This window comes from Burkholderia seminalis DSM 23518, assembly GCF_902832885.1.
GTDB classification, from domain to species: Bacteria; Pseudomonadota; Gammaproteobacteria; order Burkholderiales; family Burkholderiaceae; genus Burkholderia; species Burkholderia seminalis.
Map to the genome: position 1 here is coordinate 242,837 of NZ_CADFDK010000006.1, position 24,272 is coordinate 267,108.

18 protein-coding genes and 1 pseudogene are annotated in these 24,272 nt (G+C 69.7%); 9 read left to right on the plus strand and 10 right to left on the minus strand.

All coding sequences use genetic code 11. The features are described 5' to 3' along the window. Nucleotides 1–5: 5 nt before the first annotated feature. The gene (locus tag HWX00_RS20520) at nt 6–449 is read left to right on the plus strand and encodes a GlcG/HbpS family heme-binding protein (protein ID WP_034191250.1); all 444 of its coding nucleotides are present in this window, start codon (nt 6–8) and stop codon (nt 447–449) included. A gap of 4 nt (nt 450–453) precedes the next feature. Beyond that, nucleotides 454–1,230 carry an SDR family oxidoreductase gene (locus HWX00_RS20525; protein WP_034191249.1) on the plus strand — a complete coding sequence of 259 codons (777 nt, stop codon included), beginning with the start codon at nt 454–456 and terminating at the stop codon, nt 1,228–1,230. Between the two features lie 45 nt (nt 1,231–1,275). Here the strand turns inward: HWX00_RS20525 and HWX00_RS20530 are convergent, their stop codons facing one another. The 4 genes and pseudogenes from HWX00_RS20530 to HWX00_RS20545 form a co-directional block, all read right to left on the minus strand. Then, entirely contained in the window at nt 1,276–5,463 is a 4,188-nt protein-coding gene (locus tag HWX00_RS20530) for a bifunctional nitrate reductase/sulfite reductase flavoprotein subunit alpha (RefSeq protein ID WP_175028561.1), read from the minus strand. A gap of 16 nt (nt 5,464–5,479) precedes the next feature. After that, nucleotides 5,480–5,824 carry a nitrite reductase small subunit NirD gene (gene nirD, locus HWX00_RS20535; RefSeq protein WP_034191247.1) on the minus strand — a complete coding sequence of 115 codons (345 nt, stop codon included), beginning with the start codon at nt 5,822–5,824 and terminating at the stop codon, nt 5,480–5,482. 31 nt (nt 5,825–5,855) lie between these two features. Further along, nucleotides 5,856–8,442, minus strand: a pseudogene (nirB, locus tag HWX00_RS20540) (nitrite reductase large subunit NirB). Between the two features lie 21 nt (nt 8,443–8,463). Next, nucleotides 8,464–9,789, minus strand: coding sequence for an MFS transporter (locus HWX00_RS20545; RefSeq protein WP_175028562.1), 1,326 nt, complete (start codon nt 9,787–9,789; stop codon nt 8,464–8,466). A gap of 608 nt (nt 9,790–10,397) precedes the next feature. Between HWX00_RS20545 and cobA the strand changes: the two genes are divergently transcribed. The 7 genes from cobA to HWX00_RS20580 all read left to right on the plus strand — a co-directional run bounded on the left by cobA (nt 10,398) and on the right by HWX00_RS20580 (nt 16,361). Then, nucleotides 10,398–11,159 (plus strand): uroporphyrinogen-III C-methyltransferase, encoded by a 762-nt coding sequence (cobA, locus tag HWX00_RS20550; protein ID WP_049030155.1) that lies wholly within the window; start codon nt 10,398–10,400, stop codon nt 11,157–11,159. 130 nt (nt 11,160–11,289) lie between these two features. Next, the gene (locus HWX00_RS20555; RefSeq protein ID WP_175028570.1) at nt 11,290–11,877 is read left to right on the plus strand and encodes an ANTAR domain-containing response regulator; all 588 of its coding nucleotides are present in this window, start codon (nt 11,290–11,292) and stop codon (nt 11,875–11,877) included. A gap of 5 nt (nt 11,878–11,882) precedes the next feature. Continuing rightward, nucleotides 11,883–12,935, plus strand: coding sequence for a CmpA/NrtA family ABC transporter substrate-binding protein (locus tag HWX00_RS20560; protein WP_034191243.1), 1,053 nt, complete (start codon nt 11,883–11,885; stop codon nt 12,933–12,935). Between the two features lie 124 nt (nt 12,936–13,059). Beyond that, nucleotides 13,060–13,659 carry a uracil-DNA glycosylase family protein gene (locus HWX00_RS20565; RefSeq protein WP_069704686.1) on the plus strand — a complete coding sequence of 200 codons (600 nt, stop codon included), beginning with the start codon at nt 13,060–13,062 and terminating at the stop codon, nt 13,657–13,659. A gap of 61 nt (nt 13,660–13,720) precedes the next feature. Beyond that, entirely contained in the window at nt 13,721–14,503 is a 783-nt protein-coding gene (locus HWX00_RS20570; RefSeq protein ID WP_069704685.1) for a YkgJ family cysteine cluster protein, read from the plus strand. A 91-nt stretch (nt 14,504–14,594) separates the two neighbouring features. Beyond that, the gene (locus HWX00_RS20575) at nt 14,595–15,536 is read left to right on the plus strand and encodes a helix-turn-helix transcriptional regulator (RefSeq protein WP_059556617.1); all 942 of its coding nucleotides are present in this window, start codon (nt 14,595–14,597) and stop codon (nt 15,534–15,536) included. Between the two features lie 126 nt (nt 15,537–15,662). Next, the gene (locus HWX00_RS20580; protein ID WP_046548002.1) at nt 15,663–16,361 is read left to right on the plus strand and encodes a fumarylacetoacetate hydrolase family protein; all 699 of its coding nucleotides are present in this window, start codon (nt 15,663–15,665) and stop codon (nt 16,359–16,361) included. A 55-nt stretch (nt 16,362–16,416) separates the two neighbouring features. On the opposite strand, the gene HWX00_RS20585 is transcribed toward HWX00_RS20580, so the two are convergent. The 6 genes from HWX00_RS20585 to pdxR form a co-directional block, all read right to left on the minus strand. Then, nucleotides 16,417–16,962 carry a DUF4303 domain-containing protein gene (locus tag HWX00_RS20585; protein WP_175028563.1) on the minus strand — a complete coding sequence of 182 codons (546 nt, stop codon included), beginning with the start codon at nt 16,960–16,962 and terminating at the stop codon, nt 16,417–16,419. 124 nt (nt 16,963–17,086) lie between these two features. Then, nucleotides 17,087–18,307 carry an MFS transporter gene (locus tag HWX00_RS20590; RefSeq protein WP_404823829.1) on the minus strand — a complete coding sequence of 407 codons (1,221 nt, stop codon included), beginning with the start codon at nt 18,305–18,307 and terminating at the stop codon, nt 17,087–17,089. A gap of 212 nt (nt 18,308–18,519) precedes the next feature. After that, the gene (locus HWX00_RS20595) at nt 18,520–20,109 is read right to left on the minus strand and encodes a trypsin-like peptidase domain-containing protein (RefSeq protein ID WP_175028565.1); all 1,590 of its coding nucleotides are present in this window, start codon (nt 20,107–20,109) and stop codon (nt 18,520–18,522) included. A gap of 375 nt (nt 20,110–20,484) precedes the next feature. Further along, nucleotides 20,485–21,378 carry a hypothetical protein gene (locus HWX00_RS20600; RefSeq protein ID WP_226193964.1) on the minus strand — a complete coding sequence of 298 codons (894 nt, stop codon included), beginning with the start codon at nt 21,376–21,378 and terminating at the stop codon, nt 20,485–20,487. Nucleotides 21,379–21,419: 41 nt separating this feature from the next. Beyond that, on the minus strand, nt 21,420–22,256 hold the full coding sequence (locus HWX00_RS20605; RefSeq protein ID WP_175028566.1) for a CPBP family intramembrane glutamic endopeptidase: 837 nt from the start codon (nt 22,254–22,256) through the stop codon (nt 21,420–21,422). Nucleotides 22,257–22,752: 496 nt separating this feature from the next. Next, entirely contained in the window at nt 22,753–24,228 is a 1,476-nt protein-coding gene (pdxR, locus tag HWX00_RS20610; protein WP_175028567.1) for a MocR-like pyridoxine biosynthesis transcription factor PdxR, read from the minus strand. Between the last annotated feature and the right edge of the window lie 44 nt (nt 24,229–24,272).

Here is a 24,272-nt window from a genome sequence, read left to right on the forward strand (position 1 = left end):
TTCGCATGTCACCCGTTACCGCCGCGCTGCCGCTCGCAGCCGCCCGTCGCGCGATCGATGCGGCCCTCGCGCACGCCGCGTCGCTGCAGGTCGACGGCGTCGCCATCGCCATCGTCGATGCCGGTGCAAACCTGCTCGCCTTCGTGCGCACCGACGATTGCTTCCTCGGCGCGATCGATCTCGCGCAGCGCAAGGCGCTGACGGCAGTCCGCTTCCGTGCGTCGACCGATGCGCTCGGCGCGATGTCGGGCGACGGTCCGCTGCACGGCATCGAGCACAGTCACGGCGGGCTCGTCACGTTCGGCGGCGGCGAACCGCTGATCGACGGCAACGGGCGCTGCGTCGGCGCGATCGGCGTCTCGGGCGGCAGCGTCGATGAAGACACCGCGATCGCGCGACACGGCCGCGACCGCTTTCCGGCAACGCTCCACCTCCCAACCACAGGGTAAGCCCATGACACAGAAGCGCATCCTCATCACCGGCGCAGGCACCGGGTTCGGCCGCGAGGTCGCCTTACGGCTCGCCGCGCGCGGTCACGACGTGACGGCCGGCGTTCGCGTCACCGCCGAAATCGACGCACTGACGGCCGCCGCCGCGCAACGCGGCGCCGCGCTGCGCGCGATCAAGCTCGACGTCACGTCGGCGCACGATCGCGCCCGCGCGGCGGAACTCGACATCGACGTGCTCGTAAACAACGCGGGTGTCGGCGAGGCCGGTGCGCTCGTCGACCTGCCGGTCGAGATCGTCCGCGAGCTGTTCGACGTCAACGTGTTCGGTCCGCTCGAACTCACGCAGCAGATCGCGCGCGGCATGCTCGCGCGCGGGCACGGCAAGATCGTGTTCGTGTCGTCGATCGCGGGCCTGATCACGGGGCCGTTCACGGGTGCGTATTGCGCGTCGAAGCACGCGGTCGAAGCGGTGGCCGAGGCGATGCAGGCGGAACTGGCGCCGCACGGGATCCGCGTCGCGGTCGTGAACCCCGGCCCGTACCGCACGGGCTTCAACGACCGGATGATGGAAACGACGCGGCGCTGGCGCGATCCCGCCGTGCATACCGTGACGCCCGAGCGGCTGACGTTCCCGCTCGAACAGCACGACCCGGAGGAAATGATCGCGAAGATGGTCGACGTGATCGACAGCGACGGCGGCGCGTTCCGCAACCTGCTGCCGGAATCGTCGGAAGCATTCGTACGCGCCGAACAGGCGCGCGCATGGGAACGGCAGCAATGACGAGCCGGGCGGCAGGCGCCGGACGGCGCGCCGCCGCTCGCGCGGTCAGTACACGTCGCGCATGTAGCGCCGAGCCTTCGCGAGCCGCGCGACATAGTCGTTCGCGGCTTCGTCCGACATCCCGCCGTGCTCGGCAACGACGGCCTTCAGCGCCGCATCGACGTCCCTGGCCATCCGCGCGGCGTCGCCGCACACGTAGAAGTGCGCGCCTTCCTCCAGCCACGCGAACAACTCGGCGCCCTGCTCGCGCATCCGGTCCTGCACGTAGATCTTGTCGGCCTGGTCGCGCGAGAACGCGAGATCGAGCCGCGTCAGGAAGCCGCTGTCGTGCATCGCACCGAGTTCGTCGCCGTAGTAGAAGTCGGTCTGCGCGTGCTGCTCGCCGAAGAACAGCCAGTTGCGCCCGCGCGCGCCGCGCGCCTGCCGCTCGTGCAGGAACCCGCGGAACGGGGCGACGCCGGTGCCGGGGCCGACCATCACGATCGGCACGTCGCCGTTCACCGGCGGCCGGAAATGCGCGGACTTCTGCACGAACACCGGCACGCGTCCATCGTCCGCGCGATCGGCGAGGAACGTCGACGCGACGCCTTTGCGTGCGCGACGGCCGTTGTGATAACGCACGGCCGACACGGTCAGGTGAATCTCGCCCCGGTGCGCGCTCGGGCTCGACGCGATCGAATAGAGGCGCGGCTGCATGCGCTTGAGCATGCCGACCAGCTCCGCGCCCGACAGCTCGACCGGAAACGCGTGCAGCACGTCCGCGAGCTGCTGCCCCCACAGCCATTGCTTCAGGTCGCCCTTGCGATCGTCGCCGAGCAGCGCCTTCAGCGCACCGTTCGCGCTGCGCGACGCGATGAACGCGAGCGTATCCGGATGCGGACGCGTGATGTCGAAGTGGCGCGCGAGCGCGTCGCCGAGGCGGATCTCGCCGACGCCCGCCACCGACACCGGCGCATCGGCCTTCAGCGCGGTCACCGACAGCAGTTCGTCGACCAGTTCCGGGCAGTTGGTCGGCCACACGCCGAGCGCATCGCCGGTTTCGTATTCGAGGTTCGCGCCGTCGGTCGACAGCGACACGTAGCGCGTGTCCTTCACGGCGCCCGGGCGATTGAGCCGCACGTTCGCGACGAGCTTCGACGGCGCCGGCTGCGCCTTCGTCGGCAGCAGCCCCGGCGGGCTCATCCCGCCGGACGGCACCGCGTGCAGCGCCGCGTCGGCCTCCTTGATCCGCGCGACGACGCGTTCGAGCCACTGGTCGGCATCGTGCTGGAATTCGACGTCGCAATCGACGCGCGCGCACAGGCGCGCCGCGCCGAGTTCCGCGAGCCGCGCGTCGAGGCGGCGGCCGTGGCCGCAGAACTGGTCGTAGTTGCGGTCGCCGAACGCGAGTACCGCGAAATGCACGCCGTCGAGCCGTGCCGCGCTGCCGGCACGCAGCGCGTCCCAGAACTCGCTGCCGTTGTCGGGTGCGTCGCCGTCGCCGAACGTGCTCGTCATCAGCAGCACGTATTGCGCACCGGCAAGCGACGCGACCGGATAGTCGGACATGCACGCGCTGCGGATCTCGAAACCCGCGTTCATCAACCGCGTCGCGTAGTCGTCGGTCAGCGATTCGATGTTGCCGGTCTGCGACGCCCACAGCAGCACGACCTTCGGTCGCGTGCGCACGATCCGCACGCCGCCGGATGCGGTGGTCTCGGCCGGCAGCGCGGCGGTGGCGGCAACCTGCGCATGCGCAGGCAGCGAGCGGCTGAACAGGCCCGCGAGCATCCCGTCGAGCCAGAGCCGCACCGGCGGCGTCAACGGCGCGGCGGCCGGCAGCACCGGCACACCGCCCTCGCGCCGGCCGGCGCTGGCCTTCAGCCCGCTGACGAGGCCCGCCACATACAGCCGTTCGGTATCGGTCAACGGCGGCGGCGCGAGATCGGCGACGCCGAGCGCGGCCGCGAAAGTGTCGATATCTGCCATGTCGGATTCCTGTGAAGCAGCAGCCTGCACCGGCGCCGGCGCGGGCCCCGCGTCGTCGGCGCATGCATCGGGTTGCGCCGCGTCGTCATCGGCGGACGCGAACGCATCCGTGTCGACGCGCCGCAGCGCGACCGCGCAATATTTCAGTTCGGGTTGCTGCGATTCCGGATCGATCGCGTCGTTCGTCACCGCGTTGATGCACAGGTCGTCGCCGTACACGTCGTTCCAGTGCATCGGCGCGAAGCAGTTGCCGCGCCGCACGCGTTCGGTCACGACGGCCGGCAGCACCGCGCGGCCGCGCGCCGAACGGATTTCGACGCCGTCCTTCGCCGCAATGCCGAGCGCGCGCGCATCGTCCGGATGCAGCTCGACGAACGGGCGCGGGTTGAGCTTGTTCAGCATCGCGACCTTGCCCGTCTTCGTCATCGTGTGCCACTGATGCTGCAGCCGCCCGGTGTTCAGCACGATCGGGAACGTGTCGTCGGGCAGTTCGGCCGGGTCGACGTGCGGCCGCGCGAAGAAGCGCGCCTTGCCCGACGGTGTCGGGAATGTGATGCGCGGCGCATCGCCGCCGTCGGCGACCGTGCGCGGCGTCTGGCTCACGCCGTCGTTCAGGTAGCGGACCGGATGCCGCTCGCGCGCGGTGCCCGGCGCGACCGGCCATTGCACCGGGCCGTCGCGCAGCGCCGCATGGCTCGCGCCGCGCAGGTCGTAACCGGTCGCCGGATTCGAGAAGCGCACGATCTCGTCGAACACGTCGGCCGCCGACGCATAGTCGAAGGCCTCGCCGAAGCCCATCGCACGCGCGACTTCCGCGACGATGCGCCAGTCGGGCAGCGCGTCGCCGGGCGGCGCGACCGCCGCGCGCATCAGCGTCATGTTGCGCTCGGAGTTGACCATCACGCCGTCGCCCTCGGCCCACAGCGCGCCGGGCAGCAGGATGTCCGCATAGCGGTTGGTCTCGGTGTCGAGGAACGCGTCCTGCGCGATCACGAGCTCCGCGGCCTGCAGACCGGCGATCACGTTCCGCCGGTTCGGCACGGTCGCGACCGGGTTCGTGCAAACGATCCAGCACGCCTTGATGTCGCCGGCCGCCATCCGTTCGAACAGGTCGACCGTGCCCTTGCCGGCGTCCTTGCGCAGCGTGCCGGCGGGCACGCGCCACAGGTACTCGACGAAGCGGCGGTCGTCGTCGGACAGCACCGAGCGCTGGCCCGGCAAGCCCGGCCCCATGTAGCCCATCTCGCGCCCGCCCATCGCGTTCGGCTGACCGGTCAGCGAGAACGGGCCGCTGCCGGCGCGGCAAATCCTGCCGGTTGCCAGATGCAGGTTGCAGATCGCGTTGGTGTTCCACACGCCGTGCGTGCTCTGGTTGAGCCCCATCGTCCAGCAGCTCATCCATTCCTGCGCATCGCCGATCCATTGCGCGGCCGTGCGCAGGTCGGCTTCCGCGAGCCCGGTGATCGCGGCCACGCGTTCGGGCGTGTAGTCGGCGAGAAACGCGGGCATCGCGTCCCAGCCTTCCGTGTATGCGTCGATGAACGCGGCATCGGTGCGGCCGTTCGCATGCAGCAGATGCAGCAGCCCGTTGGCGAGCGCGAGATCGGTGCCAGGCCGGATCTGCAGGAACAGGTCGGCCTTGTCGGCGGTGCCGGTGCGGCGCGGATCGACCACGATCAGCTTCGCGCCGGCCTTCACGCGGTCCATCATCCGCAGGAACAGGATCGGGTGGCAGTCGGCCATGTTCGCGCCGATCACGAAAAACAGGTTCGCGCGATCGAAGTCCTGGTACGACCCGGGCGGGCCGTCCGCGCCGAGCGACTGCTTGTAGCCGGTGCTCGCGCTCGCCATGCAGAGACGCGAGTTCGACTCGATGTTGTGGGTGCCGACGAAACCCTTCGCGAGCTTGTTGACGAGGTATTGCGCCTCGATCGACATCTGCCCCGACACGTAGAACGACAGCGCGTCGGGGCCGTGCGCATCGAGCACCGCGCGCAGCCGGCGCGCGGTTTCGGCGATCGCGTCGCGCGCCGGCAGCGGTACGAGGTCGTCCTCGCGCGCGCGGCGCACGAACGCGCGGTCGAGCCGTCCCGAGCGGCGCAGCGCCACGTGCGCCGACGATCCCTTCGTGCACAGCCGCCCGAAGTTGGCCGGATGGTCGGCGTCGCCGGAGACCTTGACGACTTCGCCGTCCTCGACGTGCAGCACCATTCCGCAGCCGACGCCGCAGTACGGGCACACGCTCTTGACGGGGGTGGCGGTCATGCGCGCTCCGGGACGGTCAGGCCGCGATCCATACGAAACCGTCCTCGACCCGCGACGGATACGCGTTCACCGACTGCTCGGGCGCCTCCAGGCATTCGCCGGTGCGCAGGTCGAAGTGCTGCTTGTACAGCGGCGACGCGACCACGATGCGCTCGCCGAGGCTGCCGATCAGCCCGCGCGACATCACGGCCGCCTGCGATACCGGATCGACGTTGTCGATCGCGAACACGCCGCCGTCGGCATGCGCGACGTGGAATACCGCGACCTGCGCGCCGTTGACGAGCGCGCACACGCCGGTGTTCGGCACGATGTCGTCGAGCGCGCACACGCGGGTCCAGGATGGCGAAAGACGATCGTTCATGACGGGCTCCTTGAAGTGATGCGGATATCGGTCAGGCGGTTGCCGGTTCGGTCGCGCTGTCGGCCACGACGGGAATCGGCACGCGCTTGCCGCCCGCCCGCTCGCCGGGTGTCGCGGGCCGGATCTGGCCGCGCGTCTCGACGAATTCGATGGTCGTGTCGGGCGCGTCGCTGTTCACGAAGTGGCGGAAACGCTTGCGCGTATCCGGATCGGTGACGGCCCGCTTCCATTCGCATTCGTAGGTGTCGACCACGTGCTGCATGTCGGCTTCGAGTTCGGCCGCGATCGCGAGCTTGTCGTGCACGACGACGTCGATCAGGTAGTCGAGACCGCCTTCGAGGTTGTCGCGCCACACGCTGGTGCGCTGCAGCCGGTCGGCGGTGCGCACGTAGAACATCAGGAAGCGGTCGACGTAGCGGACCAGCGTGTCGCGGTCGAGGTCGGACGCGAGCAGCTCCGCATGGCGCGGTTTCATCCCGCCGTTGCCGCACACGTACAGGTTCCAGCCCTTTTCGGTCGCGATGATGCCGACGTCCTTGCCCTGCGCTTCCGCGCATTCGCGCGTGCAGCCGGATACGCCGAACTTGATCTTGTGCGGCGCGCGCAACCCCTTGTAGCGATGCTCGAGGTCGATCGCGAGACCGACCGAATCGCCGACGCCGTAGCGGCACCAGGTCGACCCGACGCACGATTTCACCGTGCGCAGCGCCTTGCCGTACGCGTGCCCCGACTCGAAGCCCGCCGCGATCAGCTCCTCCCAGATCGACGGCAACTGCTCGACGCGCGCGCCGAACAGGTCGACGCGCTGGCCGCCGGTGATCTTCGTGTACAGGCCGTACTTCTTCGCGACCTGACCGACCGCGATCAGCCCTTCCGGCGTGACTTCGCCGCCCGGCATGCGCGGCACGACCGAGTAGGTGCCGTCGCGCTGGATGTTCGCGAGGTAATAGTCGTTCGAATCCTGCAGCCCCGCGTGCGCCTTCTTGAGCACGAACTCGTTGAAGCACGATGCGAGAATGCCCGCCACGGCCGGCTTGCACACGTCGCAGCCGAGCCCGCGGCCGTGCTTCGCGAGCAGTTCGTCGAAGGTCGTGATGCGCTCGACGCGAATCAGGTGGAACAGCGCCTGACGCGAATACGGGAAGTGCTCGCACAGATGGTTGTCGACCGCGAGGCCCTGCTTCCGCATCTCGGCCTTCATGATCTGCGTGACGAGCGGCACGCAGCCGCCGCACGACGTGCCGGCGCCCGTGCACGTCTTCAGCGCGCCGAGGCTCGTCGCGCCGTCGGCGACCGCCGCGCAGATCTGCGACTTCGACACGTTGTTGCACGAGCAGATCTGCGCGGCCGCGGGCAGCGCGTCGACGCCGATCGCCGGCTTCGCCGCACCGTCCGACGACGGCAGGATCAGGAATTCGGGCGACTCGGGCAGCTCGATGCGGTTCAGCATCATCTGCAGCAGCGTGCCGTACTCGGCCGCGTCGCCGACCATCACCGCGCCGTGCAGGAACTTGCCGCAGTCGGATACCACGAGCTTCTTGTAGACCTGGCGGCGCTCGTCCGCATACTGGTAGGTGCGGCTGCCGGCCGTCGTGCCGTGCGCGTCGCCGATGCTCGCGACGTCGACGCCCATCAGCTTCAGCTTCGTGCTCATGTCGGCGCCCGCGAACGCGGCTGCGGCCCCCCGCGCCGACCTCGCCGCCAAGCTGCGTCGCGACCACGCGCGCCATGTCGTAGCCGGGCGCGACGAGGCCGTACACCATCCCGTTCCAGGCCGCGCATTCGCCGATCGCGTAGATGTCGGCGTCGCTCGTGCGGCACGCGTCGTCGATCGCGATGCCGCCGCGCGGGCCGGTGTCGAGCCCGCACGCACGGGCCAGTTCGTCGCGCGCACGGATGCCGGCCGAGAACACGATCATGTCGGCGTCGAGATGCGTGCCGTCGGCGAATGCCATCCGGTGCGCGCCGTCCTCGCCGTCGACGATTTCCAGCGTGTTCTTGCCCGTATGCACGGTCACGCCGAGCGCCTCGATCTTCGCGCGCAGCATCCGGCCGCCGCCGTCGTCGACCTGCACGGCCATCAGCCGCGGCGCGAATTCGACGACGTGGGTGTCGAGCCCCATGTCGCGCAGCGCCTTCGCGCATTCGAGGCCGAGCAGCCCGCCGCCGATCACGACGCCGCGCTTCGCGTGCGCGCCGCACGCCTGCATCGCCTCAAGATCCTCGATCGTCCGGTACACGAAGCAGCCTGCGCGATCGCGCCCCGGCACCGGCGGCACGAACGGGCGCGAGCCCGTGGCGAGCACGAGCTTGTCGTACGCGAGCGTTTCGCCCGACGCAAGCGTGACCGTATGCGCGGCGCGGTCGATCGACGCGACCTGCGCGTTCAGCCGCAGGTCGAACTGCGGATGACGCTCGAAGAAGCCCGGCTCGACCAGCGACAGGTCGTGCGCCGACTTGCCCGCGAAGAACTCGGACAGGTGCACGCGATCGTAGGCCGGGCGCGGCTCCTCGCCGAGCACGGTGACCTGCAGCGCGCCCGCCGCGCCCGCTTGCGCCGCGACGCATTCGAGGAACTTGTGGCCGACCATGCCGTGGCCGATGACGATGAGTTTCATGGTGAAGGTTCCTTCGCTCGATCAGTTCGCGGCGTTGGCGGCGGCCAGCGCGCGATCGCGCAGCTCGGCTTCGCGTGCCTTGTGTTCTTCGCTGAAGCGCACGGCCATCGCGCACAGCGCGGTCGCGGTCACGACGAGGCCGAGCAGGCTCAGCGTCTGCTGCACGTCGCCCACGCCCTTCAGCAGGAAAGCCGCCGCCACCGCGCCGACGTTGCCGCCCGCGCCGACGATCCCCGCGACGCCGCCGAGCGCCTTGCGGTCGATGAACGGCACCAGCGCGTAGGTCGCGCCGCAGGCCATGTGCGTGAACAGGCCGAAGGCCAGCATCGCGACGAGTGCGACGCCGACGCTTTGCGCATGCGAGAACCAGATCAGCCCGAGCCCTTCGCCGACGATCAGCGCGCACAGCAGCGCCGCGCGCACGTCGAGGCTGCGGCGCGCGGCGATCTTGTCGGACAGCCAGCCGCCGAGCGCGCGGGCGAACAGCGCGAGCAGCCCGAACAGGCCGACCGCGAAACCGGCGTCCTTCAGCGACAGGCTGAAGTGATTGACGTAGTACAGCGCGGCGATGTTGTGGATGAATACCTCGACGCCGAAGCACGCACCGTAGGTGACGAACAGCATCCACACGCGATAGTTCGCGCATGCGGCGACAAAGCTCGCCCAGCCGCCCTTCTTGCCGCTGTCGACCGTCACGCCTTCCTTGCGCAGCGCGATGATGTCGCCTTGCGGGCAGTCCTGCGTGAAACGCCAGTACGCCCAGGCCATCACGAGCATCGCGACGCCCGGCACGACCAGCGCGACGCGCCACGACGAATCCTCGCCGAGGCCGAGCATCAGGCCGGCGGCGACGAGCAGCGGCATCAGCGCCTGCGTCGCGCCGGCACCGGCGTTGCCCCAGCCCGCCGTCGTCGCGTTCGCGGTGCCGACGACGTTCGGCGCGAACATGACCGACGTGTGGTACTGCGTGATCACGAAGCCCGCGCCGATCGCACCGATGCCGAGCCGGCAGATCAGGAACGACAGGTAGTCGTGCGTGAACGACACCGCGAACACGGGAATCGCGCCGAGCAGCAGCAGGCCGACATACACGCGGCGCGGGCCGAAGCGGTCGCACAACGGGCCGACGAGCAGCCGCACGGCGATCGTCGCGGCCACCGCGGCGATGTTGATGTTGGCGACCTGAGCCGCCGTCAGGTGAAATTCGCGTGCAATGAGCGGCATCAGCGGCGCGCACGCGAACCACGCGAAGAAACAGACGAAGAACGCCATCCACGTCATGTGGAACGCGCGCATCGGCGCGGTGCGGAAGCTGAAGAGATCGATACGGGTAGCTTTGTCGGTCATGTCATCCGCCAAACGAAAAACGGCGTCCTGCGCACCCGGTCTCGTCGAGACCCGATGCGTAGGACGCCGTTGCCCAAGAAGCCCGTTGCCGGGCGCGTCGGTAATCGGTACTGCGGACGAATCGCCGTTGATCCGCCCGAATCGGCTTACGCAAACGCCATGCCATGTTGCCGCCAATCGGGCCCGCAGCCCCGCCGTACAAGGCTTGCCGGCCGGCATGCGGCGCCCGGCGACGCGCGGCGGACGCTGCGCGGTGAGGCAACGAGGCACAGATGTGGTGCGCTGCAGCACTGTCGCCGTGCGACATCGCGGTGCGCACACGTGGCGCACGACGCACGCGATACGGCATGGTGGCTGCCCGCGCGCGGTGCGTGCCGGGCCGTGCACCGGTTGGCCCGGATATTGCTCGATCTCGTGCGCGACACCGGCAACGGCGCCGGTGGGCAGTTCCCGCAAACCCTTGCCCGCCCTTCGGGACAGGCTCCCCCAGGACAACGGCGTCCCTCCCGTGCGCGGCACGGCGGATGCCGGTGTGTTTCGATCGCCCGCCGCCACCGCGCAGACCGTTATCGACCGCCGCACGCACGCATGCGGCAATGGAACACGACATGACGACTGGCAAAGTCACGCTGCTGGGCGCCGGCCCCGGCGATCCCGATCTCCTCACGTTGAAGGCCGTAAAGGCACTCGCCGCCGCCGACGTGCTGCTGCTCGACGACCTGGTCGCGCCCGGCATCGCCGAACTCGCGCCGCGGGCGCGCGTGATCCGCGTCGGCAAGCGCGGCGGCTGCCGCTCCACGCCGCAGGCATTCATCGAGAAGCTGATGCGCCGCTACGCGCTGCGCGGCGCGCACGTGGTGCGCGTGAAAGGCGGCGACGCGCTGCTGTTCGGCCGCGCCGGCGAAGAACTCGCGACACTGCGCGCCGCCGCGATTCCGGTCGAGATCGTCAGCGGCATCTCGTCGGGATTCGCGGCCGCCGCGAGCCTCGGCGTCTCGCTCACGCACCGCGCGCACTGCCAGGGCGTCACGTTCGTCACCGCACACCGCCAGGATCACGGCGAACCCGACTGGGCGCGGCTCGCGGCGACCGGCACGACGCTCGCGATCTACATGGGGATGAGCCGCATCGACCGCATCGCGTCGGGCCTGCTCGCCGCGCTGCCGGCGTCGACGCCGGCAGCGGCCGTGCAATGGGCCGGCACGCCCGACGAACGCCGCTGGACCGGCACGCTCGGCACGCTTGCGCACGGCATCGACGCCGCGCGGCTCGGCAGCCCGGCCGTGATCCTCGTCGGCGGCGCGATCGGCGAAGCCGCCGCGCAGGATGCGGATGCCGCGGTCGGCACGGTGTTTTCGCGGGCCGCCTGACATGCGCGGCTTCGCACGGCTTCGGCCGCTCTCCGTTCCCGCCGCCAACGGCCACGCGCGCGGCCTGCATGCGTCGTTCGCGCGCGGCCCCGCGGCTTCACCGCTCCTGTCGCCTGCCTCATGAGTTCGCCTGCCCAGCCCCCCCCGCCTGCGCGTGCTGCTCGTTACCGACACCGACAAGCCGATCGGCGAGCTCGGCGACGCGCTCGCGCGCCTCGGCTACGAGATGCTGAACGACGTCGCGACACCCGCGCGCCTGCCGGCAGCCGTCGAGGAGCAGCGCCCCGACGTCGTGATCATCGACACCGATTCGCCGTCGCGCGACACGCTCGAACAACTTGCGGTGATGCACACGACCGCGCCGCGCCCCGTGCTGATGTTCAGCCACGACGCCGACCAGGAACTGATCCGAGCGGCGGTCGGCGCGGGCGTCAGCGCGTATCTCGTCGAAGGCTTGTCGGCCGAGCGGCTCGCCCCGATTCTCGAAGTCGCGCTCGCGCGCTTCTCGCACGACGATGCGCTGCGCCGCCGGCTGGCCGACGTCGAGCGCGAACTCGCGGAACGCAAGCTGATCGACCGCGCGAAACGCGCGCTGATGGACCAGCGCAAGCTGTCCGAGCACGATGCGTACGCGGCGCTGCGCAAGCGCGCGATGGATCAGGGCCTGCGCATCGTCGACGTCGCGCGCCAACTGCTCGACGCCTCACCCCAGTCATGAGTGCCATGGATACCTCACCTCCCGCCGCGCCGGAACGCGCCCATCTTCGCCTCGGGTTCGTCGCGCTGAGCGACGCGGCCCCGCTGATCGTCGCGCAGCGCCTGAACCTCGGCGCGCGGCACGGCCTCACGCTCGAGCCGAGCCGCCAGCCGTCCTGGGCCGCCGTGCGCGACAAGCTGCTGAGCGGCGAACTCGACGCCGCGCATGCGCTGTACGGCCTCGTCACCGGGCTGCAGCTCGGCATCGGCGGCCCGCAGGCCGACATGGCCGCGCTGATGGTGCTGAACCGCAACGGCCAGGCGATCACATTGTCGCGCGGCCTCGCCGACGCGTTCCGCGACACCGGCAGCCTGCGCGACACGTTCGCGACGCTCGGCCGCAAGCCGCTGCTCGCGCAGACGTTCCCGACCGGCACGCACGCGATGTGGCTGAACCACTGGCTCGCGTCGCACGGCGTCGATCCGCTGCGCGACGTGCGCAGCGTCGTGATCCCGCCGCCCGAGATGGTCGCCGCGCTCGCCGGCGGCGAGCTCGACGGCTTCTGTGCCGGCGAGCCATGGCACGCGGTGGCCGACGCATGCGGCGCGGGCCGCACCGTCGCGGTCACGAGCGAGATCTGGCCCGATCATCCGGAAAAGGTGCTGGCGGCGCGGCGCGACTTCGTCGCGCTGTATCCGGCCACCGCGCGAGCGCTGATCCGCACGCTCGTCGATGCGTGTGCGTGGCTCGACAGCGCCGCGCATCGCCGCGAGGCCGCCGACTGGCTCGCGTCCCCCGACGCGCTCGGCGTGCCGGCCCGCTTGATCGCGCCGCGCCTGCTCGGCGACTACGGCGCCGGGCCGTTCGCCACGCCGCCGCTGCCGATCCGCTTCCACGACGGCGGTACCGTGAACCGGCCCGATCCGCTCGAAGGCCGCTGGTTCCTGTCCCAATACCGGCGCTGGGGGATGCTCGACGGCCCGCACGACGATGCGGCGATCGCCGCGGCAATCGCGCAGACTGCGTTGTATGATGCTGCGGTCGCCGAAGGCGGCGCATCGGGCCCGTCGCGCGCGTAATGCGCGCGCCTGAAGCCGAAGGCGCACTCCCGGGCCGCGCCACACCGCTCCAGGCCACCCGGCGGCGGCCGGCAGGCACCGCCCGGGCGACACCGCATGACCACTCCGTCCCCGATCCGAATCGATGCCGAAACGTACGCGCGCGCCGCTCGACGTGCTGCTCACCGAAATCCGCGCATGCCGTGCCTGCGAAGCCGACCTGCCGCTCGGCCCGCGCCCCGTCGTGCGCGCCCATCGCGACGCACGCATCCTGATCGTCGGGCAGGCGCCGGGCGCACGCGTCCACGCGAGCGGCATCCCGTGGGACGACGCGAGCGGCAAGCGGCTGCGCGGCTGGCTCGACGTCGACGCCGACACCTTCTACGACGAAGCGCGCTTCGCGATCGTGCCGATGGGTTTCTGCTATCCGGGCCGCGGCGCGAGCGGCGACAACCCGCCGCGCCCGGAGTGCGCGCCGCTGTGGCTCGACCGGCTGCTGGCCGAACTGCCGTCGATCCGCCTGACGCTGCTGGTCGGCCAGTACGCGCAGCGGCATTTCCTGCGCGACACGCGCCAGGCGACGCTGACCGACACCGTGCACGCGTGGCGCGACTACGGCCCCGGCGTGGTGCCGCTGCCGCATCCGTCGCCGCGCAACCAGGCGTGGTTCAAGCACCACCCGTGGTTCGACGCCGAAGTCGTGCCCGAACTCCGCCGCCGCGTGGCACCGCTGCTCGGCCGATGAACGCAATCACCGGCGGCCTCGCCATGCCTCGCGTCCCGCCCGATGTCCCCGCCATCCCCTCATGAATACCACCTCGACCGACCTCGACTTTGCCTGCACCGGATGCGGCGCATGCTGCCGCGACCTGCGCATTCCGCTGACGCTCGACGAGGCGATCGCATGGCTGCAACGCGGCGGCCACGTGGAACTGCTGTGCGACGCGATGCCGTGGCCCGTCGAACCCGAGCCCGGCGACGCGTTCGCTGCCTACAAGCGCGCGCGTTCGACGCCCGCGACGAGCGGTTCGCTGCCCGTGCGCATCACGGCCGTGCTCACCGCGTCGCATGCCGGCCCGTGCCCGAACCTGCGCGACGACCTGCGCTGCGGGATCTACGACGAACGCCCGCTCGTGTGCCGGATCTATCCGGCCGAAGTCAATCCGTTCGTGCCGCTGATGCCCGGCGGCAAGCAATGCCCGCCCGACGCGTGGCAGCGCGCGCCGCTGGTCCGCGGCGGCATGCTCGTGGACGCGGCAACGCACGAGACCATCGCACGCTCGCGCGCGGCGAGCGAAGCCGAGACGCCGTTGCGCGCGCGGCTGTGCGCGGCGCTGGGCATCGATACCGCGGCCGTCGCCAATGAAGGCTTCATGGTTCATGCGCCGCCTGCCGCCGCGTTGCTCGCCGCGCTGACCGACCTGCGCACCCCGTTGCCGGCCGAAACCGGCGCCGCAATCGAATGGACGCTGGTGTCGAACCGCGCGCCCACGGTGGAAACGCTCGTGTCGGTCGGTGCATCGAGCATGCTCGCCGCCCGCGGCACGGAGCCGCACGCCCGCTATCTCGGCTTCCATCCGGACGCCTGATCGCCGCGCCGCCACGCGCCCGCACGTTCCGGCCGCGCCCGGTTCGCTGTACCATCGCGGCTCAACCGCGTCATCCACAGCAGAATCCCTCATGCCCTCCACCGCCCCGCCGCGCCTGTATGGGATGCCCGAACGCAGCGACCGGCTCGACTTCTACATCCGCGACCAGGCATCGCGGCAGGCGATCACCGAGCCGCACCGGCACGCGTATTTCCAGATCCAGTTCAACCTCGGCGGCGACACCGAGCAACGGATCGGCGGCGTCACGCGGCCGTTTCCGCGCGGCGCGCTCGCGTTCGTGCTGCCGCACCGCGAGCACCTGATCCCGCATCCGGACGGCGCGCATTTCATCGTGATCAACTTCAGCCAGGCGTTCCTGCGCGCCGATCTCGACGTCGATCCGCTCGATCTCGAGGACGTGCCCGCACACCGCTTCCCCGAGCTGACGCCGTTCCGCTTCCAGGAGCATCTCGACTTCATCCTGACCGGCGACACGTTCGACGAGGCACGCCGCCTCGCGCTGTGCATGCTCGACACCGATCGCGTGCGCACGTTCGGCTCGACCACGTTGCTGCGCGGCTATCTGCTGCAGCTGATCGGGCTCGTCTGCACGCAGTATGCGGGTGCGCTCGACAAGCTCGCGCAGCGCGGCGCCCAGCGTGCGGGCCGGCGCGACGCGCTCGCGCGCGTGCTGCGGCACGTCCGCGCGAACCTGACCCGCGAGGACCTGACGCTCGCCGCGACCGCCGAGGCCGCGTTCCTGTCGCCGAACTATCTCGCGCACCTGATCCGCAAGGAAACCGGCAGCACGTTCACCGATCTCGTGACCGAGCGCCGGATCGCGCTCGCGCAATCGCTGCTGGCCCACACGAGCCGGCGCATCGCGGACATCGCGCGCTCGGTCGGCTTCCGCGACGAAGGGTATTTCGCGCGGCGCTTCCGGGCGCGCGTCGGCGTGTCGCCGAAGGCCTACCGCGACGCGAACGCCGCGCTCCCGGACGGCGACGATGCGCCGGCGGCCGCCGACACGTAGTTTTGTCCCGGTAAAACGCAGTTGCGTCGCATCCGGCCGCCCGCGCGTCGGGTATCGTTGCACGCATGCCGACCCGGGCGCCGCACGGGCACCGGTATCCGTCTTCCCACCGAACGAGGCCATCCGATGTCCGCCTATGTCATCGACGCCGCCGAGCGTCCTTCCGTCGAAGTCGACCAGTCGTCCGCGCGCTTTCCGGTGCGCCGCGTATTCTGCGTCGGCCGCAACTACGCCGACCATGCCCGCGAAATGGGCGCCGATCCCGACCGCGAACCGCCGTTCTTCTTCACGAAGCCGGCCGACGCGATCGTCCCGGCCAGCGGCACCGTCGCCTATCCGCCGCTGACGAACGACCTCCATCATGAAATCGAGCTGGTGGTCGCCATCGGCAAGGATGGCCGGTCGATCGACCCGGCCGACGCGCTGTCGCACGTCTGGGGCTACGGCGTCGGTGTCGACCTCACGCGCCGCGACCTGCAGGCCGAGGCGAAGAAGCTGAGCCGCCCGTGGGACTGGGCGAAGGGTTTCGACGCATCGGGCCCCGTGACCGCCCTGCGCGCGGCATCGGCCACCGGCCACCCGGCGACGGGCCGCATCTGGCTCGCCGTGAACGGCGACACGCGCCAGCAAGGCGATCTGGCCGACATGATCTGGGCCGTGCCCGACGTCATCGCCTACGTGTCGCGTTCGGTCGAGCTGAAGGCCGGCGACCTGATCTTCACCGGCACGCCGGCCGGCGTCGGCGCGCTGCAGCCGGGCGACCGCGTGACGGGCGGCGTCGACGGCGTCGCGACGTTCGAATTCGTGGTGGGCGCGAAGCCGTAATGCGGCACGCACGGCGGCCGCCCGTCCGGGCCGCCGTGCGGTATCCCGATGCCGGTCAGCCGTAACGGCGCAGGAATGCGTCGGCGACGGCCGGCGGATTCAGCGCTTTCGCCGATGCGTTTTCCAGTGCCTCGGCCGCGTCGTCGTCGCTGATCGACACGAACAGCGTGATGGCCGCCCTGTCCTCGCCCGTACCGAACAGGCCCTCGCGGTCGAGCAGCCGCAATGCCTCGATCATGTCGGTCTGCAGTTGCCGCGAGAATGCCGCGAATCGCGACTGGACGAACCGCGGGCTCAGCACTTCGTCGGCCAGCCTGCCGCAGATCGCGTTGAACGGCGAGGCCTCCGCCGCCTCGTACGCCCATTCGGCGGAGCCCCACGTGCACCACGGCGCCGGATCGTCGTCCGCGATCGCCCGTTGCGCGCGGATCCGGCCCAGCCCCTCGATCGAATTGGCGGCCGGCACCACCGTCATCGCGCCGCTGTCCGTATAAAGCGCGAACGCGTAGAAATGTTCGTCGGGGTGCAACGCCCGCAGCGCCTTGAAGGTCGCCCTCGCGGCATCGGCAATGTCCCGCTGGAAATCTGAAAAATCGCTCATCGCTTCCTCGCCCAGGCACCGTTCGCGCGTCGGCGAATACGGCTCGCGGAGGGTGCATCGTCTCCCGGTATTCGACGGATTGTCCGCCAATCGACCGCGCCACGGTACCGGGCCGCACCCGCGGTCAGCGTGCGGCGTCCCGCGCATCGAATATCCTCACGCAGATCGCGGCCGCCAGCGCGATCGCCGTCGACAGCAGCATCATCGCGAGCGGCGCGTAACCCGCGTTGCCGGCGGTCAGCACCGCGCCCGTCAGCGACGACCACGCGGCGCCGCCGGCGATCGTCATCGCACCGGCCAGCCCCGACGCGGTGCCCGCCAGCTCCGGGCGCACCGACACCGCGCCGGCATGCGCGCCGGGATTCGTCAGCCCGTTGCCGATGCCGACCAGCACGCACGGGCCGAACCACGCGAGCGGATGCGTCGCGCCGCCGAGCGCGAGCGCGATCAGCGGCCCCGCACACGCGACGACGCGTCCGCACAGGATCGTCGTGGCCAGTGCGTAGCGGCGCGCGACGCGCGCGGCCAGAAAGCTGCCGCCGACGAAACCGGCCGTGATCGTCCCCATGCAGAAGCCGATCTCCGCCGGCGGGATGCCGAACAGCGTTTTCGCGGCGAGCGGCGCGCCGGCCAGGAATGCGTAGAACGCGCCCGTCGAGAACGCCATGCAAAGCGCATAGGCCCAGAAACGGCGCGCGCGCAGCAGCGCCGGATAGGCACGAAGCTGCTGCCGGAAGCTCGATGAACGCTGCGTATGGGTTTCGACGAGATCGAACGCGCACCAGCCGAACAGCGCGATGCCGGCCGCGCCGAGCAGCCAGAAGCTCGCCCGCCAGCCGGCCGCCTGGTCGAGCGCGCCGCCAAGCGTCGGGCCGAGCATCGGCGCGAACGCGGCCGCCATCGCCGCATAGCCGATCCGGCTCGCCGCGCGCGCGCCGCCGCCGGTATCGCGGATCGTCGCCATCGACACCGGGTAGACCGACGTGATCGCCGCCTGCATCACCCGGCACGCGAGAAACACGCGGACATCGGCCGCCATCGCGCAGCCGAGCGAACCGAGCGCGAATATGCCGACGCTCGTCAGCACGACCGGCCGCCGCCCGAACCGGTCCGACAGCGGTCCCATCACGAACTCGAGCGACGCGGCCACCGCCGCGTAACCGCCGAGCGACAGCGCGACGAGCGCATAGTCGGTGCGCAGGTCGCGCGCGATCGCCGGCAACGACGGCAGGAACAGGCTCAGCGGCAGCACCGAGAGCGCGCACAGCAGGATCAGCGTCGCCTGTCGCGGCGACGCCGGGGCGGAATCGATCGGCGGGTTCGATGACAAGCGGATGCCCTCCATGCACGTGCCCGACGGCCGTGCGCAATGCAAAAAAAAGCCCCCGAACGAGTCGGGGGCGCATGGGTGCCGGCGCGTTGCCGCTACCGGACCCTGCGCCTGTGGACTACGACGATGAAGCAAGCCGTTTTCATGCCGAATGGCTCCTGAATGCCGGGCAGACCGCCCGTGATATCGGACGATGTTAGGCGGACGACGCCGGCCGCGTCAACGCCCTAACGCGCGCGCACCGACACGAACTTCCGCGCGTTGTTGCGCTGGATCAGCACGGCGATCACGTTGCCGCCGCTCGCTTCGAGCGACTGCACGTCGTCCGGCGTCTCGAGCAGCGTGTCGTTGAGTTCCAGGACGACGTCGCCCGGCTGGATGCCCGCGTTCGCGGCCGGCCCGTGCACCGCGTCCACCATCATCCCGACCGCGAGCCCCGTCGAACGGCGCTCGTCGTCGCTCAGCGCGTGCATCGTCAGTCCCAGCCGGTCGCCCCGGTCGCCCCGGTCGCCCGCCCCCGGGCCCGATCGTGCCGCAGCCTTCGGCGCGGCCATGCCCGCCGTCGCGGCCGGTGCGTTCCCGGCCGCGTCATCGGCGCCCGTGATCGTCAGCATCACCGGCGCGCGGTTGCGGATCACGCGCAGCGGCGCCTTCTCGCCGGGCGGCAGCGCGGCGGCCAGGTCGTTCAGTTCGGCCGAGCGGCCAATCGCCTTGTCGCCGAACTTCACGATCACGTCGCCGGGCTTCAGACCGGCCGCGGCGGCCGGCGAGCCCGGCGCGACGCCGTTGACGAGCGCGCCCGCCGGACGCGGCAGCCCGAATGCCGCGGCCAGCCCGACGCCGACGTCCTGCACGTCGACGCCGAACGCGTTGCCGGGCGACGCCCCGGGGGCGGACGCCTGAGCCTGTTGCGCCTGCATCTGTGTCTGCTGTTGCGCCTGCCACTGCGCGCGCACCTTTGCCGCGAATGCGATCGGAATCGCGAACGTCATGCTCGCGTAGCGATCGTTGCCGGTGTAGACCTGCACCGCGATGCCGATCACGTCGCCCGCGCGATTGAACACGGGGCCGCCCGAATTGTCGGGATTCGGCGCGATGTCGGTTTCGAAGAACGGGAACGTGCTGCCGTCCGGCAACCGGTGCGACGTCGCGCTGACGATGCCGGCCGTGACCGTGTTGCCCGCCCCGTCCGGCGCGCCGATCGTCATCACCGGCTCACCCGCGCGGACCTTCGACGCATCGCCGATGCGCACGAACGGCAGTTTCGTCGCGCTGACGCGCAGCAACGCGACATCGCTTTGCGGATCGACGGCCAGCACGGTCGCCTTGAATTCGCGGCGGTCGGTCAGCCGCACCGTCACGTCGGTCGCCTCGTCGACCACATGGGCCGACGTGAGGATCAGGCCGTCTGCGCTGACGATGAAGCCCGAGCCGCTACCCGACACCGCACGCGGCGCCGTGTCGGGTGCCGGCGTCTGCGGCGCCTGCGCTCCCTGCGCGGGCGGCGGCGCGTCGTGCCGGAAAAATGCGGCGAGCGGATCGTCGGGATCGAGCATCGCGAAGGACGGACCGCCCGTTTGCTGGTCGGGCGCGGCAGCCATGATGGTCACGACGGCCGGACCGTAGCGGTCGACGATCGCCGGAAAATCGACCGGCATCGCGTAAGGCGCGGCGGGCGCCCGCTGCTTCATCGCGCGTGGCGCGGCGGGCGGTGCGAGGGGGGCGGCAACGGCAGCGGGCGGCGGCGAAAAAACGGCAAGCACGCCCCCGATCAACGCGGTGCGAAGCACGGCGCGAGCAAGCGTCTGGCAAACCACGGTGCACCTCCCCCGGCAGTCGCGGCGCCGGCCTGCGCGAAACGCGCAGGCGCCCGACAAGCACCGGTACACGCATCCATTTATAGTCCACGCGGCCTGTTCGAACAGATGAATCGAAACCCGTATGCCGGATGGGGCGGCGGGCGCGGAGCCGCGATGGCGTTCGTTCCGGACAAAGTGCGCGGTTCGTCAATCCGCACATCCACCACGCGTCGACGCGCGCGCGAGCTGAGAATCGTTGCCGGTAGTTGTGAACGCGGGCGTGGCAGTCCGCTATGGCTTGTCCGCCTGTCACGCATCGCGGACAGGCGGCACGCAAACCGCGGCCTGTCCGCTATCGCCTTTGGCCCGTCGACAAGCCTGCATCGGCCCCGGTCAGTGGCACGACAACACCACCACGCCACCCACCCCTTGCGTGTTCGGCAACGCAGCCGAGTAACCGACAGCCACCAGCGGCTGAGTCGCGTCGTGTCCGACGACGATCGACTGAATCGTGGCGGGCCCGGTGGTCTTCAGCACACCGTTCAACGGCACTTGCGTGTACGTCAGTCCGTATTGCGCACTCGTCAGCTTGATCGTCAGGTTCAGCGAGGTGAGTACGCGCGTACCGGGATCCAGCGTGGCCGAACTCGAAACGAGCGTACCCGACGTGCTGCCGTCGTTGCTCGCCACCGTGTCGGCAATTACTTGCGTACACGCGAGCGGACCGCCTGTCGCGGGCAACGACAGCGGCGTACCGACAGCGTAGTGAACGCCTTGCGTATCGGTATAAGTGTTGCCGTCGGTATCCATCGCGCGAATCCAGCGGCCGATCGCAACATCGGTGCCGACGCCCTGGATGTCGGTGACGGTTCCGTGGTCGAGCCCAAGGCAATCGGTCGCCGCGGCAGACGATGCAAGCGTCGTAAACGCGCCGCTTCCCTGCTGAACCAAGCTCGTCGCGGGCACGTTGGCCGCAGTGAAGTTGCGATTCTTCGCGTAGTCGCTCGGCAAATTCGGCACCACGAGTACCGCCAGTTGACCATTGCTCGCCGCGACCGGCGACGCGGAACCCGAGTAGTTGAAGTTGCCGTTAGGTCGGCATGCCGTTTGTACGGAAGGCTCGGCGGTGGTACCCGGCGATGACGTAGCGGGCGGCGTCCCGGCCGTGTTGTTGTTCGACGCGTTACTGCCCGTCGTGGCGGTGCCTCCGTCATCGCCGCCACCGCACCCTGTCAGCATCAATACCGTACTCGTCAGACCCGCCAGCCAGACTTGCTTGCCCCGCATGCTTCACCTCGTTTTCTCGTTGTAAAAATAATTGCGTGCCCTCAGTTCACGCCGCCTTTGTTTGCCGGCCCGATGCGCAGCGCATCGACCGACCTGACCAGCAACCATGCACCGGCGCTGCCCGACACGAGCGCACCGAACCACCACGATATCGGCCAGATATCCAGAAGACTCTCTCTGGACAACACGAACGGAGATTTCAGTGCGACGATCACCACGGCCGTGTTGTAGCAGGCATGAATCAAGATACCGGGCAACAGTGATCGTGTGGCCGCGTAAAGTTTTCCAATCAACAAACCAAGTCCGAATGCGAGAACGAACTGATGGACATTCAAATGCGCGAGACCGAATACCGCCGCCGAGTGGGCGATAGCCGCTCCCGACGGATACTGCCTCAAGAAGCTGCGGAGCATGACACCGCGAAACAGCATCTCTTCAACTAGCGGCGCAATCAAGCAAGTCAACACGATCAGGCCGAGTCCACCGTTAACGTAAAACTCGCGGGCTTCAGCCCGGCTCCCGTTCAACGGGAAAAACTGCCCGACGCCAACTTCAAGCACGCTCATCACCAGCAACAATCCCGGTGTGATCAGCAAGGCGGGAACCAGAAACCGCCCGAGCGTCACTCGCCAGGGTTCGGTGCCGTCATGCAGCAAATTACGGTAAGTCCATTTGCCGTGATAAAGCAGCACGGTAAATACGAGCCCGTTCGCGAGAACACGCCCGATGCTGGCAATTGCCATTGTTTGGAGGCCGGCGCCACGGCCGATCGACCAGATGATCGAGTTCATCAGGTACTCGATCATATTCAGCACGACGACGATCAAGAACGCTTCCAGCAGGTTCGGGAAGCAATATCGATTTGAATCGGAGTTCATGGGATGCCATACGGTCTCGCAAACGGTATATGTAATGAACACGGGTGACTACTGACACCGCGCCGGATTTCTCGAAATTAACCGTTTGTTACAGCGAATTCATCGTCGCTTATCCCATCGGTACTTGCAAGCACCATTGACTATTTTTTACGATCGAAACGACAGCGCCGCCGAGCCTACCAAGCAAAACCGGAGATCGACGGTGACCCCCTTATTTTCACGATATTTAATATTTAAAGGATCGACTTCATATTTCGTCGCGTCGAAAGCACCGGTAAAACGCCATTGCGCTCGGTCGAGGTTCGGGCCACGGGGCCGGCTTGCTACCCGTCCCCCGCCTTTCCGGAGACGATCACCCAAGCTGCCCTTCGCCGGCCGGCGCTCGTGACTTGACGCACCGGCAACACGACGCAGATTCCTCGCTAATCGTCGCGGAGACCATGTCGCAAGCTCCACGCATCTGCTTGCTTGAATGGCAGAGCCATGCCGTTACGTGTCACCCGCGGCCCACCCGCTCCGCGAGCGCCGACAGCATCCTCAACATCGGCTCGAACGCATCGGCCGACGTATTGCCGAACCCGAGCACGAGCCCATTGCCCGCCCGCCCCGCGTCGATCGAAAAGCCCGACAGCGGAAACGGCCCGATGCCGTGCGCGCGGGCCGCGTCGACGATCGCGCGGTCGCGATAGCGCGCCGGCATCCGCAACGCGAGATGCAGCCCGCACGGCCCGCCCTCCACCTGGTGCGGCACGCCGAGGCTGCTGTCGAGCGCGGCGAGCAGCAAACGCCGCCGGTCGCGATACAGCCGGCGCATCCGCCCGAGATGCCGGCCGTACTCGCCGGTCTCGATGAAATCGGCCAGCGCGAGCTGCACGTGACGCGTCCCGCCGCGCAGCATCTCCGGCAGCGCCGGCCGCACGGCGGCCAATAGCGCCTCGGGCAGCACGAGAAAACCGATCCGCAACGCCGGAAACATCGTCTTGCTGAACGAACCGAGATAAACGACGGGCGAATCGGGAGCAAGCCCGTGCATCGCGCCGATCGGCTCGCCGGTGTGACGGAATTCGCTGTCGTAGTCGTCCTCGATGATCCACGCGCGATGCCGGCGCGCCGCATCGATCAGCGCGAGCCGGCGCGAAATCGACAGCACGGCGCCGGTCGGGAACTGGTTCGACGGCGTCGTGTAGACGAGGCGCGGCGTCCGTTCGCGCCAGTCGTCCGCTTCCGCGCGCAGTCCCTCCGCGTCGACCGGCATCGGCACGACCTCGAGATCGGCCGCCTGCATCGCCGTACGCGCGCCGCGATAGCCGGGCTCCTCGACCCACACCGTATCGCCCGGGTTGGTCAGCAGCTGCGCGCACAGCGCGATCGCGCCCTGCGCGCCTTCCGTGATCACGATCTGCTCGGGATCGCAGCGCACGCCGCGCGTCACGGCCAGATGGCGCGCGATCGATTCGCGCAACGCGCGCTCGCCGAGCGGGTCACCGTACGCCAGCAGGTCGCGGCCGGCACGGCGCAATGCGCGGTCGATCGCGTGCCGCCACGCGTCCACCGGGAAATGCGACAGCGCGGGCACGCCCGGCCGGAACCCCTCCGACTCGCCGGCGCCGATGAGGCTCGGACGAATCCGGTCGAGCCGCTGGGCGACGGACGGCGGCGCCGCTCGCCGGCGCGGCGGCGCCGGCCGCGACAACCCGACCACGCGTGTGCCGCGACGGTCGGACTGCAGGAACCCCTCGGCGACGAGCTGCTCGTAGACGGCGGCCGTCGTGTTGCGCGACACGCCGAGCGTCTCCGCCAGCGCGCGCGTGCCAGGCAGCCGCGTGCCGGCCGGCATCGCTCCGCCGAGAATCGCGTCGCGCACGCGGCGCAGCAACTGGCGCTGCAGCGAAGGTGCGCCCGGTGCGCGCGCCAGCGGTACGTCGAGCGGCAGCAACGGCGCGTCGCCGGAAGGAAAGGAGGCAGTCGTCATCGGAACATCGCAGCGTGAAAATGTCGGAACGTGGCGCGCGGCGA